The following is a 14,125-nucleotide window of genomic DNA, read 5'->3' on the forward strand; positions in this document are numbered from 1 at the left end:
ATAACGGAGGATTGAAAATTGGCAAAATCAGAAATAATAAAAGCTAGAAATACTAGCTATATAACAAAAGAAGATTATGTAGAATCAGTAAAACTTTCTACAAATAGAAAAATAAAAACAGTAAGTATAATATTGAGTTTAATATTAGTTGTTGTAGGTGGATATGGTGCATTTACAGGAGCTATTGCATACGGACTAGCATTTGCGATATTTGGACTTGTTATGCTTATATGGGAATTATTCATATCTTATAACGTACTTGGATCAAAAAGTTTTAAAAAAGTTGTAGAAGAAAATGGTACTGACAAGATAAAATTAAAAATAGACTTTTATAAAGATCACTTAGTATTAAATAATCAGAATGGATTAAAATCAGAATTAAAATATAGAAAGATACAGAAGATGGGAAGAGGACAGAATGTAGTAGTTTTAGTTTTTAATAAAGATTATGCGGTTACATTTAAAAAAGATGGCTTCACATATGGAGATTTTGAAACGGTAGAAGATTTAATATATGCAGCAAGAGGAATGAAATAGGGGCAATAAGCCTCTATTTTTTTATATTTTAATAATTTTTTCATTAATAGAAAAACAATTTTTTATCAGAAAATTTAAATTTTACAGAAAAAAGTGTTGACTAAATTTTCGGAAAAAGATATTATATAAAGCAAGAAAAAAATGCGCCATTAAAAAAAGGTTAGATATAAAATTATAAAAATAAGTATACATTATACTAAGAAAAAGGGAGGTAAAGGAAATGAAACAGCGCAAGTACAACATAATAGACATAATAAAAATAGAAAACCGTACTTGTGCGGATCATGAAATTTCAGGACTAATTATTGAGGATAATCTCATACCAAAGGAATCAATAATTAACATTGTCATACAGGAAAGAGCTTGTATAATAATAAGAATTTTTGATTCAATAATAATTTCAGGTATAGCTATAATTTACATATGTAATTCAATAGCAATACGTCAGAAAGAGATAGTTTTCAATAAAAGTAAATATGAAATTAAAAAAGCAGTAGAGAAGATTGAACTTGTGAAAACTCTGTCAAATAAAAATGATGGTGTGGTAATCAATGATGATTTACCATATAGTTTTGCGAGTAAAAAAATCGATTATGCAATAGATGTATATGAGGTGCTTAATGATACATTGGGAGAGGATAAAAACAGTAAACTGATAAAAAATCTGAACTCGATGTTTATAGAAAATGCACTTGATATTTATATAAATCATACTGAATGGATGTATAGGAAATTGATGTACAGAAATTTAAAAAAAGTAGATGGAATTATTGTGGATGATTTTATTCACGTAATTACAGATAATGAGAAGTTGCTTCTACTGAATTGGCATGTATTAAATATGCTGATAGAGTGGAAGCAATTTTATTTTTTTATAAAAAAGTGGGATATACTGTATATTTTAAGATGTATACAGTATTTAAATTCAATATTCAGAATATTAAAGAAAGAAGGGTAGGATATGAGAAAACTAGTTTTATCTATACTGGCAAGGGATGATGCAGGTGTTCTTACAAGAATCAGTGGATTATTTGCACGAAGAGGATATAGTATTCTTAGCATATCGGCGGGGATAGCTGAAAATAAAGGTTTATCAAGACTTACTGTTGTTGCTCAAGGTGAGCCACAAACTCTTGAACAGATAAAAAAACAAGTAAAAAAACTAGAGGATATTTTAGAAGTAGATATTCTTGAACCTGAAAAATCTGTTTTAAGAGAACTTGTTATGATAAAGATAAAAGCAGATTGTACTAAAAGAGAGGCAGTATCTGCTGTAGCTAAAATATTTAGAGCAAAAGTGGTAGATGTATCAAAAGACTCTATGGTTGTAGAAGCTACTGGTGATAGCGTTAAAATAGATGGATTTATAGAACTTCTCAAAGAATTCGAAATTATGGAAATAGTGAGAACAGGTTTATCGGCAATCAAAAGAGGATGCGAATACCGGAATTAAAATTAATAAATAAATAAAAATAAAATAAATAAAAAACAATAAATGATAAAAAGGAGATAGGAAAATGGCAAAAATATATTATATGGAAGAATGTAATCAGAAATTATTAGAAGGAAAAACAGTAGCAATAATAGGGTATGGTTCACAGGGGCACGCACATGCATTAAATCTTAGAGATAGCGGTGTTAAAGTAATAGTTGGTCTTTATGAAGGATCTAAATCATGGAAAAAAGCTGAAGAACAGGGATTTGAAGTATATACATCTGCTGAAGCAGCTAAAAAAGCCGATATAGTTATGATACTTATAAATGATGAATTACAGGCAAAACTTTATAAAAATGAAATAGAACCAAATCTTGAAAAAGGAAATATGCTTATGTTTGCCCATGGATTTAATATACATTTTGGACAGATAGTTCCTCCAGAAGGTGTAGATGTTACTATGATAGCACCAAAAGCACCAGGACATACTGTAAGAAGTGAATATTGTACAGGTAAAGGAACTCCTTGTCTTGTAGCTGTTGAACAGGATGCTACAGGAAATGCAAAAGATTTAGCACTTGCATATGGAGCTGCTATAGGTGGAGCAAGAGCAGGACTTCTTGAAACAACATTTAAAACAGAAACAGAAACAGATTTATTTGGAGAACAGGCCGTATTATGTGGAGGTATATGTGCACTAATGCAGGCAGGATATGACACTTTAGTAGAAGCAGGATATGACCCTGAAAATGCATATTTTGAATGTGTGCATGAAATGAAATTAATAGTTGACCTTATATACCAGTCAGGATTTGAGGGAATGAGATATTCAATATCTAATACAGCTGAGTATGGAGATTATGTAACTGGTCCTAAAATAATAACAGATGAAACAAAAGCTTCTATGAAAAAAATATTAAAAGATATACAGGATGGAAGTTTTGCAAGAGAATTCCTTCTTGAAATGTCAGAAGCTGGTGGACAGGCTCATTTCAAAGCAATGAGAAAACTTGCGGCAGAACATGGTTCTGAAAAAGTAGGTAAAGAAATAAGAAAATTATACAGTTGGTCAGATGAAGATAAATTAATAAACAACTAATTAATATATATTATTTAGGCAGACTAAAATGTATTTCTGCCTGAATAATAAAAATAATAAGTATCTTTTATAGGGGTAAAAGCAATGATTAAAAAATTATTAGCCTTATAGATGTAAGAATATAGGAGGAAAATATGAAAAGTAATAATGTGAAAAAAGGAGTGGAAAGAGCTCCTCATAGATCTCTTTTCAACGCACTTGGCATGACAGAGGAAGAACTTAATAGACCGATAATAGGTGTAGTTAATTCATATAATGAAATAGTTCCAGGACACATGAATCTTGATAAAATAGCCGAGGCTGTTAAAAAAGGTATATATATGGCAGGTGGAACACCGGTTGAAGTTCCTGCAATAGCGGTATGTGACGGAATAGCTATGAATCATACAGGAATGAGATATTCACTTGTTACAAGAGAACTAGTATGTGATAGTACTGAGTGTCTTGCAAGAGCACATCAATTTGACGGACTTGTAATGATTCCAAACTGTGATAAAAATGTTCCTGGACTTCTTATGGCAGCAGCAAGACTAGATATACCAACAGTATTTGTAAGTGGGGGTCCAATGCTTGCAGGAAGAAAACTTGATGGAAAGAAAACTTGTCTATCAACACTTTTTGAGGCTGTAGGTGAGTACAATGCAGGAAAAATGAGCATGGATAAATTAAAAGAATTTGAAGAAAAAGCTTGTCCTACATGTGGCTCTTGTTCAGGTATGTATACCGCAAATTCAATGAATTGCTTAACAGAAGCTCTTGGAATGGGACTTAAAGGAAATGGAACAATACCAGCAGTTTATAGTGAAAGAATAAGACTAGCAAAACATGCTGGTATGAAAATAATGGAGCTTGTTGAAAAAGATATAAAACCTTCAGATATAATGACAGAAAGTGCGTTTAGGAATGCAATGGCTGTTGATATGGCACTTGGATGTTCTACAAACTCAATGCTTCATCTTCCGGCAATAGCATATGAAGCAGGAGTTGATCTTAATCTTGAAATAGCAAACGAAATAAGTCGGAAAACTCCTAACCTTTGTCATCTTGCCCCAGCAGGAGATACTTTTATGGAGGATCTTAATGAAGCTGGTGGAGTATATGCGGTAATGAATGAGCTTGATAAGCTAGGAATATTAGATAAGGAATGTATGACAGTTACAGGATTTAGTGTTGGAGAAAATATAAAAGGATGTGAAAATCTTGATACAAGTGTAATAAGACCAGTTGAAAATCCGTACAGTAAAACAGGTGGAATAGCTGTATTAAAAGGAAATCTTGCTCCAGATAGCTGTGTTGTAAAAAAATCAGCGGTTGCGCCAGAAATGATGAAACATAAAGGATCAGCAAGAGTATTTGATGGTGAGGAAAGAGCAATAGAAGCTATAAGAGCAGGAAAAATCAAAGCTGGTGATGTTGTAGTAATAAGATATGAAGGACCAAAAGGAGGTCCAGGAATGAGAGAAATGCTTTCTCCTACATCAGAAATAGCTGGTATGGGACTTGATAAAGATGTAGCTCTTATAACTGACGGAAGATTTTCTGGAGCTACAAGAGGTGCATCTATAGGACATGTATCACCAGAGGCAGCACTTGGTGGAACAATAGCATTTGTAAAAGACGGAGATATGATAGATATAGATATAGAAAATAATAGTATAGAGCTTCTTGTTTCAGATGAGGAACTTGAAGAAAGAAGAAATGGATTTGTACCAAAAACTCAGAATGTGAGCGGTTATCTAAAAAAATACGCTTCAATGGTTACTTCAGCAAATACTGGTGCAGTCCTTAAAGTAAAATAAAAGAGGATGGTGAAAATATATGAGGCTTAAAGGAGCAGATATGGTAATGGAATGCCTTTTAGAACAGGGAGTTGAGACAGTATTTGGTTATCCTGGAGGGGCAATACTTGAAATATATGATAGTTTATATAAATATAAGGATAAAATACAGTCAATACTTACATCTCATGAACAGGGGGCATCTCATGCAGCTGATGGATATGCGAAATCTACTGGAAAAGTAGGAGTTTGTATGGCTACAAGTGGTCCTGGTGCGACAAATCTTGTAACAGGAATTGCAACTGCATTTATGGATTCAGTTCCTATTGTTGCAATAACTGTAAATGTTGGACTTTCATTTCTTGGAAAAGACAGTTTTCAAGAAATAGATATTACAGGAATTACAATGCCAATAACAAAGCATAACTTCATAGTAAAAAAAATTGAAGACCTTGCTCCTGCAATAAGAAAAGCCTTTAAAATAGCTAGAGAGGGAAGACCTGGGCCTGTAGTTATAGATATAACTAAAGATGTAACAGCGGGATATGGAGAATACGAAAAAAAAGAGATAGATACAAATTCAAATAATTTACTATTATATAATGAAGAAAACTATCAAGAAAATCTTGAAGAGGCAGTTAAACTTATAGAAGAAAGTAAAAAGCCATTTGTATTTGTTGGCGGTGGTATAAAATCGTCTAATGCATCTGATGAGCTTAAAAAATTTGTAGAACTTATAGATGCACCTGTTACAGATTCGCTTATGGGAAAAGGTGCTTTTGATGGAAAAAGTAGAAGATACACAGGCATGTTAGGGATGCATGGTACAAAGGCTAGTAACCTTGGAGTAGCAGAATGTGATCTTCTAATAGCTATAGGAACTAGATTTAGTGATAGAGTAATTGGAAATTCAGCGAGATTTGCATCTAAAGCAAAAATAATACATATAGATATAGATGAGGCAGAAATAAATAAAAATATACTTGTAGATCTTGGAATAACAGGAGATGCAAAATATATACTTAAAAAGCTAAATCTTATGTTAAAAAAACAAGAACATAAAGAATGGATGGAAGAAATAGAAAATCTTAAAGATAAATATCCAATGAAATATAATAAAAATGTGCTTACAGGCCCATATGTAATAGAAAAAATAGAAGAGTGCTTTGATGATAATACAATAATATGTACAGAAGTTGGACAAAATCAGATGTGGGCTGCACAGTACTTCCATTATAAAAATCCAAGACAGTTTGTAAGTAGTGGCGGACTTGGAACAATGGGATATGGTTTGGGTGCAGCTATAGGTGCAAAATATGGAAATCCAAAATCAAGAGTTATAAATATAGCTGGAGATGGATGCTTTAGAATGAACATGAATGAGCTTGCAACAGCTTCAAGATACAACGTTCCGATAATACAAGTTATACTTAATAATAAGGTTCTTGGTATGGTTAGACAGTGGCAGACATTTTTCTATGAGGGAAGATATTCAGATACAGTTCTTGATGATCAGGTTGATTTTTGTAAGGTTGCAGAAGGACTAGGATGTAAAGCAGTAAGAGTGACAAGAATGGACGAATTAGAAAAAGCACTTTTAGAAGCAGATTCATATAACGGTCCTTTTGTTATTGAATGTATGATACAGGAAGATGATAAAGTATTTCCTATGGTTGCTCCTGGCAAAAGTCTTAAAGATACTTTTGACCAAGATGATTTATAGAATTAATTTCATTCTACAATTAAATTAAAAAAATATATATCATAGATAATATAAATAATACTTATATATACCATAGACAAAATGTATAAACCAAAATATAATTACTATAGTATTATTAAAGGTATAGAACAAGATTAAAAAATTTATATGTAGAAGGGAATATATAAATGACTAAAGAAAATCAGAAAAAACTAATCACAAGAGTAGGTGCGGTTTTAATAGTATTTGCAATCTACTTTTTTGTAACTCCAGTAAAAACATTTGTAAATCAGATGGTATTTTACTTATCTAGCTTAGACTTAGAATCTATAAAACAATACATACTTTCATTTGGAATTTGGGCTCCAATAATTTCATTCTTACTTATGCTACTTCAATCAGTAGCTGCACCACTTCCAGCATTTTTAATAACATTTGCAAATGCAGCGTTATTTGGTTGGGTATGGGGAGCTATACTATCTTGGTCAAGTGCAATGGCAGGAGCAGCGCTATGCTTCTTTATAGCTAAATTCTTAGGAAGAGATGTTGTTGAAAAGCTTACTAGTAAAATGGCTATAAACAGTATAGACGAATTCTTTGATAAATATGGGAAATATACTATATTAGTTTGTAGATTACTTCCATTTATGTCATTTGACATAGTAAGTTATGCAGCAGGTCTTACTTCAATGAAATTTATGCATTTCTTTATAGCTACTGGATTAGGTCAGTTGCCAGCGACAATAGTTTACTCTTATGTAGGTGGAATGCTTACTGGTGGAGCAAAATTATTTGTAACAGGGCTAATGATATTATTTGCTCTTACAGTTGCTATATATATGTTTAAGAAAATATATAACGATAAAAAAAATAAATCAAATGCATAATACTAAAGTAATAATACATTTAAAAGGACACCAAGTTATATTTTTTAGCTTGGTGTTTTTATTTTTGAAAAATAACATTAAAATGAAAAAATTATAAATTTATATAAAAAATATTTAAGTATAGTGTCTAAATTGATATAATAGAATACAAGATTAAAAAGTTAGAAAATTGAGAAAGAAAAGAGGTGCTGATTATTGAATATAGTAGATAAAAGCTGCGTAGAATTTATAGAAGTTCTTTCTTCAAGAGAGCCAGTTCCTGGTGGGGGTGGCGCTGCTGCTTTTGTCGGAGCGATAGGTGTGGCACTTGGAAATATGGTGGCAAATCTTACAATAGGTAAGAAAAAATACGCAGAATATGAAGAAGAGATAAAAGAGCTATTAAAAGAGGCAAAAGAAATAGAAGCAGAACTATTATCAATGGTTGATAGAGATGCAGAGTGCTTTATGCCACTATCTCAGACTTATGGTTTGCCAACATCGACAGAAGAAGAAAGAGAATATAAAACAAAAAGAATGGAAGTAGTATTAAAACAAGCTTGTGAAATACCTTATAAAGCAGCAAAAGTTTGTTTTAAGGCTATAAAAATACATGAGAATATAGTGGACAAATCTTCTAGAATAGTTATAAGTGATATAGGGGTAGGAGTTCAGTGTTTAAGAGCATGTTTACTTGGATCAAAGCTGAATGTAAAGATTAATACAAAATCTATGAAGGATAGAGAATACGCCGACAAGATTTCTAAAGAAGTAAACGAAATAGTAGAAGAAGGGATTGCTATATGTGATCAAGTCTTTGAAAGAGTAGTAGAAATTATGGAGGAATAGTATGGAAACTAATATAATAAAAGGAAAGCCGGTTGCCGACAATATAACCGAAAATTTAATAGAAGAAGTTAAAAATTTAAAAAATGATGGAATAGAACCAAGTCTAGCTATAGTTAGAGTAGGAGAAAATCCAGATGATATGTCTTATGAAAGAGGAGCTATGAATAGATGTGGCAAGATAGGCATAGATGTTAAAAATATTATTCTAAAATCAGACGTATCTGAAGAGGATTATATAAATGCTATAGAAGATTTAAACAATGATAAATCTATAAACGGTATACTTTGTCTAAGACCACTTCCTAAACATATAGATGAAAACAAAGTAAAATATGCTATAGATGCTGAAAAAGATGTGGATTGTTTTAATCCTATAAATTCAGCTAAACTTTTTGAAGGAGATACTGATGGATATGCTCCATGTACTCCTGAAGCAGTTATGAAAATTTTAAAATATTATAATGTGGAATTATCAGGCAAAAGAGCTGTTGTTTTAGGAAGATCTTTAATAGTTGGTAAGCCAGTATCTATGATGCTTATGGCACAAAATGCAACTGTTACAGTATGTCATTCTAAGACAGAAAATTTATCAGATGAGGCTAAAAAAGCTGATGTACTTATTGCAGCTATAGGTAGAGCAAAAATGGTGGATAACTCTTATGTAAAAGAAGGAGCAACAGTTATAGATGTAGGTATAAACGTAGATGAATGTGGAAATCTATGTGGAGATGTGGATACTGAATCTGTTTTAGGAATTGCTAACATGGTTACTCCAGTTCCAGCTGGTGTAGGATCTGTCACTACATCTGTACTTGCTGAACATGTTATAAGAGCTTGTAAAAAACAAAATAATATTTAATGTATAAATTTAATAATAAAATAAAAACCTGCGTGTATTTTGCGCAGGTTGATTTTTTATAAAGACATATATAAAAAAATTAAACATATTAGAATTATTAAATAGATAAAAAATTAAAGTTAAAAAACAAAAAAATATAATTTAAAAAGGGGGTTGTAAAATATGATTATTTCAGGAAATAAGCCATTTGATGAGATAAAAGAGTTTTTAAAAGATGATAAGACTGTATTTATAATCGGCTGTGGAAAATGTGCGACAGTTTGTAAAAGTGGTGGAGAGGAGCAAGTTCAGGCTATGAAGCAGCTTCTTGAGCGGGAAGGTAAAGTAATAACAGGAACTACGATTTTAGATCCAGCATGCACACTTTCAAAAACTAAAAGAGATTTAGAGGAATTTATGGATATTATTCAAGACACAGACTCTATTTTATCTATGGCTTGTGGCGATGGAACGCAGACTATAGCAAAAGTTATGGAATATAAGCCAGTTTATCCAGCAAATGACACACTGTTTATTGGTGAGGTTCAGATGTTGGGTAGATATGAAGAGGCATGTAGAGCATGTGGAGATTGTCAGCTCGCTTGGACAGGAGGAATTTGTCCAGTAACGTCTTGCTCTAAAGGATTGTTAAATGGAGCATGTGGAGGGGCTGATAAAGATGGAAGATGTGAGGTAAATCCAGAATATAGATGTGCATGGGTAAAAATATATAAAAGATTAGAAAGATTAAACCAACTTGAAAATTTATTAAAAGTCAGAGATGAAAGAGATTACTCAAAACTAAATAGAAAAAGAGATATAACTATGAAGGAATTGAATGATAGGAGGAAACGCTAATGGGTAGATTAAAAGACTCTCTAGAAAGTGGAAAATTTACTGTAACATGTGAAATAGCACCTCCAAAAGGAACTGATATTTCTCATATTATGGAGTGTATAGATGTATTAAAAGGAAAAGTAGATGCCGTAAATGTGACAGATTTTCAATCAGCTGTTGTACGCTCTACATCACTTGTAACTTGTAAAATATTAAAAGATAATGGAATAGAGCCGGTTTTACAGATGACAGGTAGAGATAGAAATAGAATTGCAATACAGGGAGAGCTTTTATCAGCAGGAATTTTGGGGATAGAAAATTTATTTGCTATAACGGGAGATCATACAAGCAAGGGAGATCATCCTCAAGCAAAAAATGTATTCGACCTAGATAGTATAAATATATTAAAGGCTGCTGAATATATTTCATTTGGAAGAGATATGAATCACAATGAATTAAAAGGACATCCAAAATTTTATATGGGAGCTGCTGTATCTCCGGGATTTGTTCCTATAGAAATTCAAATTATAAAAATGATAAAGAAAATAGCAGCAGGAGCAAAATTTTTCCAAACACAGGCTGTTTTTGATATAGAAACTGTTAGAGAATTTAGAAGAAGAACTAAAAATTTTGAATGTAAGGTTCTAATAGGTGTTATTCCATTAAAATCACCTGGAATGGCTAGATTTTTAAATAGAAATATTCCTGGTGTGGATGTTCCAGAAAATATAATAGAAAGAATGGAATCTGTTGGAAAAGAAAATTATAGAGAAGAAGGAATGAAAATAGCAGCAGAGTTTATTAAGCAATTAAAAGAAGAAAAATTATGTGACGGTGTTCATATAATGTCTGTTGGAGCAGAAAAAAATATTCCTGAAATTATAAAAATGGCTGGAGTTGAAAGATAGATAAAATATTTTTATAGAGGTGATTTTTATGAAAGATGGTCATATACATTCACATTATTGTCCTCATGGGACAAGTGATTCTTTTGAAATGTACATAGAAAATGCTATAAAAAACGGATATGATGAAATAAGTTTTACCGAGCATTTTCCATTACCTGAGGGATTTGTAGATCCTTCTCCAGAGCAGGATAGCACACCTTCTGTTGAAGCTTTTGAACGGTATTTAGATGAAGCTGAGGAAATGAAAAAGAAATATCGTGACAGAATAAAGATAAATGTTGGTACTGAAGTAGATTATCTTGAAGGATATGAAGAACAGATAAAAAATAATTTAGAAAAATATGGAAAGAGATTGGATGATGCTTTGCTTTCTGTACATAATATGAAGGTTTGTGGTGAATTTGTATGTATAGACTATAGCCCAGAAGAATTTAAAAGAATCGCTGATTTATCTGGAGGAGTAGATAAGCTTTATGGTAAATACTATGAAACTGTTAAAAAAGCTATAGAAGCTGATTTAGGAGAGTATAAACCAAAGAGATTTGGGCATCTAAACCTAATAAGAAAGTTCTGCAAGGTGTTTGAGTATGATTATATTGAACAAGATATTTTAGAGGATATAATGAAAGCATTAAAAGAAAACGGATTTGAACTTGATTTAAATGTTTCTGGAATTAGAAAGCCATACTGTGGAGAGGTATACGTTTCAGGATATTTAAAAGAATTAGCTGATAAATACGATATAAAAACTGTTTTAGGATCTGATTCACATACAGCTGAAACAATAGTGAGTAGAGAAGAGTACGAAAAATTTACTAGATAAAATAGAGAAAATTAATATTAAAAAATTTTATAAAAAGATATAAAAAAAAGACCTTTGAAAAAAGGTCTTTTTTTACTGGCGGAGAAGGAGGGATTCGAACCCTCGCACCGGTGTTACCCAGCCTAAACCCTTAGCAGGGGCTCCTCTTATAGCCTCTTGAGTACTTCTCCAAATACTTATTATATTCTACCTTATAAAATTAAATTAGTCAATATATTTATGTATAGAAATATAATATATAAGGTGAATAAGTCTTAAAACTAAGAATTTAAAAATAAAATTAATAAAGTAAAGTTAAATAAAGTAAATTTGAATGAAAGTAAATAAAGTTTTGATTATAGATTTAATCTATGCTGCTATAGAAAAAATAAATGTACAGAAAATTTTTTATAAAAAAATCTTATTTACTTATAAAAAACAAGTATTTAACAAATGTTGAGGGATATTGTAAAATGTTATAGAAATAAATATGAAAAACGAAAGAAATAAGTATGAAAAATAAATGTAAGTCAAAATTTTAAGTGAAAAAATTATAAAAAATGAAAGGGAGAATTGATTTATGGGAGCAAGTAATGAAGAAATTTCTAAAAAGAACGCTGATGCTAAATTAGGAAATCTTACACGTCAGCAGTTAAAAGACTTAGAAGCAAGAGATAAGAGTAAACTACAGAAAACTTTGGATTTATTAATCATGATTTTACCTGTAGTTTGTGGAATAATAGCTATTTGTGAATACAAGTTCATTCCAGATAACAGTCCAAATGAAAATCCAAATACATATCTGGGATTACTTATAATATTAATCGGTGCATATGTACTATATTTAGCATATGCAGGAATTAAAAATGTGAGAAATGATAAAACGGTTTTAGAAAAGATACGTTATAAAGCGCCGTTATATTCAGCATTATTCTTACTATTAGGAATGTACGATTACCTTACACTAAAAACAGGTGTATTAACACAGCCTTTCGTTCCATGTCTAAACTATGTATTAAATATAGCATGGATAGATAGAGGATATTTAATAGAGTCTACATTACATACTTTAAGACTATTATTCTTAGGATACACAATAGGGGTAGCTCTTGGACTAGTAACTGGTATAGCTTGTGGATACTCAGAAAAAGCACGTTACTGGATAAACCCTATTATAAAATTCTTAGGACCAATACCAACATCTACTTGGATACCTATAATAATGGTTGTTGCAACATCATTATTCGGAGGAGCTGTTTTTATAATAGCACTAGGATCTTGGTTTGCAGTAACAGTTGCATCTATGACAGGTATATCTAACGTAGATAAGTCATTCTTTGAAGCAGCACGTACATTAGGTGCGAGTGAAAGACAGCTTGTATTTAAAGTTGCAATTCCACACGCTATGCCTTCTATACTTCAGGGATGTACACAGGCGATGAGTTCTGCATGTACAGCAATAATGGTAGCAGAAATGATGGGGGTTGAAGCCGGTCTTGGATGGTATATGACTTGGGCTAAATCATGGGCAAGTTACGACAAGATGTTCGCAGCACTATTTGTAATTTGTTTCATATTCACAGTTGTTACTAAAATACTTGATTTAATCAAAAAACGTGTATTAAGATGGCAGAATGGAGTTGTGAAATAATGGCAGAAAAAGAAGTAGTATTAAAATTAGAAAAAGTATCTAAAAGTTTCGCAAAGATAGAAACTGATGAGGTAACTCATGCACTTAACAACGTAGATTTAACAATGAAAAGTGGAGAATTTATAAGTCTTGTTGGGCCATCAGGATGTGGTAAATCGACTATTCTTCGTCTTATAGCAGGTCTTATAAACCCTACAACAGGAAAAGTAACTATGGATGGGAAAGAAGTTTTAGAGCCATCTCCAGAAAGAGGTATGGTATTCCAGAAACCAACATTATTCCCATGGCTTACAGTTGAAGATAATATAGCATTTAGTTTAAAAATGCAGGGAAAATTAAAAGGAAATGAACCTAAAGTTGAACGTATGCTTAAAGTAATCGGACTTGAAGCATTTAAAGATGATTATCCAGGGCAGTTATCAGGAGGTATGGCACAGAGGGTTGCTCTAGTTCGTTCTCTTATAAATGAACCAGATGTTTTACTTCTTGACGAACCACTAGGAGCACTTGATGCATTTACACGTATGAATATGCAGGACGAGATTATAAGAATGTGGCAGGAAAAAGGTCAGCTTGCAATAATGGTAACACACGATGTAGACGAAGCAATATATATGGGAACTAGAGTAATAGTTCTAGAAGCAAATCCAGGACGTGTTGTTGCAGATATAAAAATAGATGATAGCTATCCTAGAGATAGAGCATCAGAAAAATTCGTTAAATATAGAAATGATATATTAAATAAACTTCATTTCGCAGGTAAAAGATAATTTACCAAAATCTATAACTTAGTACCAAAAACCATTTAAATTTGGTTATATAT

General features: G+C 31.7%; 14 protein-coding genes and 1 tRNA gene. 14 read left to right on the forward strand and 1 reads right to left on the reverse strand.

Annotated elements, in window-relative coordinates; all coding sequences use genetic code 11:
- Positions 1-18 precede the first annotated feature (18 nt).
- The 12 genes from DWX74_RS02745 to hisJ all read left to right on the forward strand — a co-directional run bounded on the left by DWX74_RS02745 (position 19) and on the right by hisJ (position 11,672).
- On the forward strand, positions 19-537 hold the full coding sequence (locus DWX74_RS02745) for a hypothetical protein (protein ID WP_118548608.1): 519 nt from the start codon (positions 19-21) through the stop codon (positions 535-537).
- Between the two features lie 220 nt (positions 538-757).
- The gene (locus tag DWX74_RS02750) at positions 758-1,495 is read left to right on the forward strand and encodes a hypothetical protein (protein WP_118548609.1); all 738 of its coding nucleotides are present in this window, start codon (positions 758-760) and stop codon (positions 1,493-1,495) included.
- Between the two features lie 3 nt (positions 1,496-1,498).
- Entirely contained in the window at positions 1,499-1,990 is a 492-nt protein-coding gene (gene ilvN, locus DWX74_RS02755) for an acetolactate synthase small subunit (RefSeq protein WP_118548610.1), read from the forward strand.
- A gap of 64 nt (positions 1,991-2,054) precedes the next feature.
- Positions 2,055-3,071: a ketol-acid reductoisomerase gene (gene ilvC, locus DWX74_RS02760; protein ID WP_118548611.1), complete on the forward strand. Its 1,017-nt coding sequence runs from the start codon at positions 2,055-2,057 to the stop codon at positions 3,069-3,071.
- Positions 3,072-3,205: 134 nt separating this feature from the next.
- A complete protein-coding gene (ilvD, locus tag DWX74_RS02765) occupies positions 3,206-4,870 on the forward strand; it encodes a dihydroxy-acid dehydratase (protein WP_118548612.1) in 1,665 nt (554 codons plus the stop codon).
- 19 nt (positions 4,871-4,889) lie between these two features.
- Positions 4,890-6,572 carry a biosynthetic-type acetolactate synthase large subunit gene (ilvB, locus tag DWX74_RS02770; RefSeq protein ID WP_118548613.1) on the forward strand — a complete coding sequence of 561 codons (1,683 nt, stop codon included), beginning with the start codon at positions 4,890-4,892 and terminating at the stop codon, positions 6,570-6,572.
- Positions 6,573-6,739: 167 nt separating this feature from the next.
- Positions 6,740-7,438 (forward strand): TVP38/TMEM64 family protein, encoded by a 699-nt coding sequence (locus DWX74_RS02775; RefSeq protein ID WP_118548614.1) that lies wholly within the window; start codon positions 6,740-6,742, stop codon positions 7,436-7,438.
- Positions 7,439-7,633: 195 nt separating this feature from the next.
- Positions 7,634-8,266 (forward strand): cyclodeaminase/cyclohydrolase family protein, encoded by a 633-nt coding sequence (locus DWX74_RS02780; protein ID WP_006440696.1) that lies wholly within the window; start codon positions 7,634-7,636, stop codon positions 8,264-8,266.
- Position 8,267: 1 nt separating this feature from the next.
- On the forward strand, positions 8,268-9,125 hold the full coding sequence (locus tag DWX74_RS02785) for a bifunctional 5,10-methylenetetrahydrofolate dehydrogenase/5,10-methenyltetrahydrofolate cyclohydrolase (protein ID WP_118548615.1): 858 nt from the start codon (positions 8,268-8,270) through the stop codon (positions 9,123-9,125).
- A 162-nt stretch (positions 9,126-9,287) separates the two neighbouring features.
- Entirely contained in the window at positions 9,288-9,962 is a 675-nt protein-coding gene (locus tag DWX74_RS02790; protein WP_118548616.1) for a methylenetetrahydrofolate reductase C-terminal domain-containing protein, read from the forward strand.
- Entirely contained in the window at positions 9,962-10,849 is an 888-nt protein-coding gene (locus tag DWX74_RS02795) for a methylenetetrahydrofolate reductase (protein ID WP_118548617.1), read from the forward strand. The genes DWX74_RS02790 and DWX74_RS02795 overlap by 1 nt, the downstream gene beginning before the upstream one ends.
- A gap of 28 nt (positions 10,850-10,877) precedes the next feature.
- Positions 10,878-11,672 carry a histidinol-phosphatase HisJ gene (gene hisJ / locus DWX74_RS02800; protein WP_118548618.1) on the forward strand — a complete coding sequence of 265 codons (795 nt, stop codon included), beginning with the start codon at positions 10,878-10,880 and terminating at the stop codon, positions 11,670-11,672.
- Positions 11,673-11,748: 76 nt separating this feature from the next.
- Here the strand turns inward: hisJ and DWX74_RS02805 are convergent.
- Positions 11,749-11,842, reverse strand: a tRNA-Ser gene (locus DWX74_RS02805).
- A gap of 389 nt (positions 11,843-12,231) precedes the next feature.
- On the opposite strand from DWX74_RS02805, the gene DWX74_RS02810 reads away from it, so the two are divergent.
- A complete protein-coding gene (locus tag DWX74_RS02810; protein ID WP_118548619.1) occupies positions 12,232-13,302 on the forward strand; it encodes an ABC transporter permease in 1,071 nt (356 codons plus the stop codon).
- On the forward strand, positions 13,302-14,072 hold the full coding sequence (locus tag DWX74_RS02815) for an ABC transporter ATP-binding protein (RefSeq protein WP_118548620.1): 771 nt from the start codon (positions 13,302-13,304) through the stop codon (positions 14,070-14,072). Before DWX74_RS02810 ends, DWX74_RS02815 begins: the two co-directional genes overlap by 1 nt.
- The last annotated feature ends 53 nt before the right edge of the window (positions 14,073-14,125 follow it).

It is taken from the genome of Peptoclostridium sp. AF21-18 (genome assembly GCF_003478825.1).
In the GTDB taxonomy this organism is placed as follows: Bacteria; Bacillota; Clostridia; order Peptostreptococcales; family Peptostreptococcaceae; genus Peptacetobacter.

What these genes read in the sequence shown, in the direction of transcription:
- DWX74_RS02750 (WP_118548609.1), top strand. Translation starts at nt 758, where the DNA reads ATGAAACAGCGCAAGTACAACATAATAGACATAATAAAAATAGAAAAC.
- ilvN (WP_118548610.1), top strand. Translation starts at nt 1,499, where the DNA reads ATGAGAAAACTAGTTTTATCTATACTGGCAAGGGATGATGCAGGTGTT.
- ilvC (WP_118548611.1), top strand. Translation starts at nt 2,055, where the DNA reads ATGGCAAAAATATATTATATGGAAGAATGTAATCAGAAATTATTAGAA.
- ilvD (WP_118548612.1), top strand. Translation starts at nt 3,206, where the DNA reads ATGAAAAGTAATAATGTGAAAAAAGGAGTGGAAAGAGCTCCTCATAGA.
- ilvB (WP_118548613.1), top strand. Translation starts at nt 4,890, where the DNA reads ATGAGGCTTAAAGGAGCAGATATGGTAATGGAATGCCTTTTAGAACAG.
- DWX74_RS02775 (WP_118548614.1), top strand. Translation starts at nt 6,740, where the DNA reads ATGACTAAAGAAAATCAGAAAAAACTAATCACAAGAGTAGGTGCGGTT.
- DWX74_RS02785 (WP_118548615.1), top strand. Translation starts at nt 8,268, where the DNA reads ATGGAAACTAATATAATAAAAGGAAAGCCGGTTGCCGACAATATAACC.
- DWX74_RS02790 (WP_118548616.1), top strand. Translation starts at nt 9,288, where the DNA reads ATGATTATTTCAGGAAATAAGCCATTTGATGAGATAAAAGAGTTTTTA.
- DWX74_RS02795 (WP_118548617.1), top strand. Translation starts at nt 9,962, where the DNA reads ATGGGTAGATTAAAAGACTCTCTAGAAAGTGGAAAATTTACTGTAACA.
- hisJ (WP_118548618.1), top strand. Translation starts at nt 10,878, where the DNA reads ATGAAAGATGGTCATATACATTCACATTATTGTCCTCATGGGACAAGT.
- DWX74_RS02810 (WP_118548619.1), top strand. Translation starts at nt 12,232, where the DNA reads ATGGGAGCAAGTAATGAAGAAATTTCTAAAAAGAACGCTGATGCTAAA.
- DWX74_RS02815 (WP_118548620.1), top strand. Translation starts at nt 13,302, where the DNA reads ATGGCAGAAAAAGAAGTAGTATTAAAATTAGAAAAAGTATCTAAAAGT.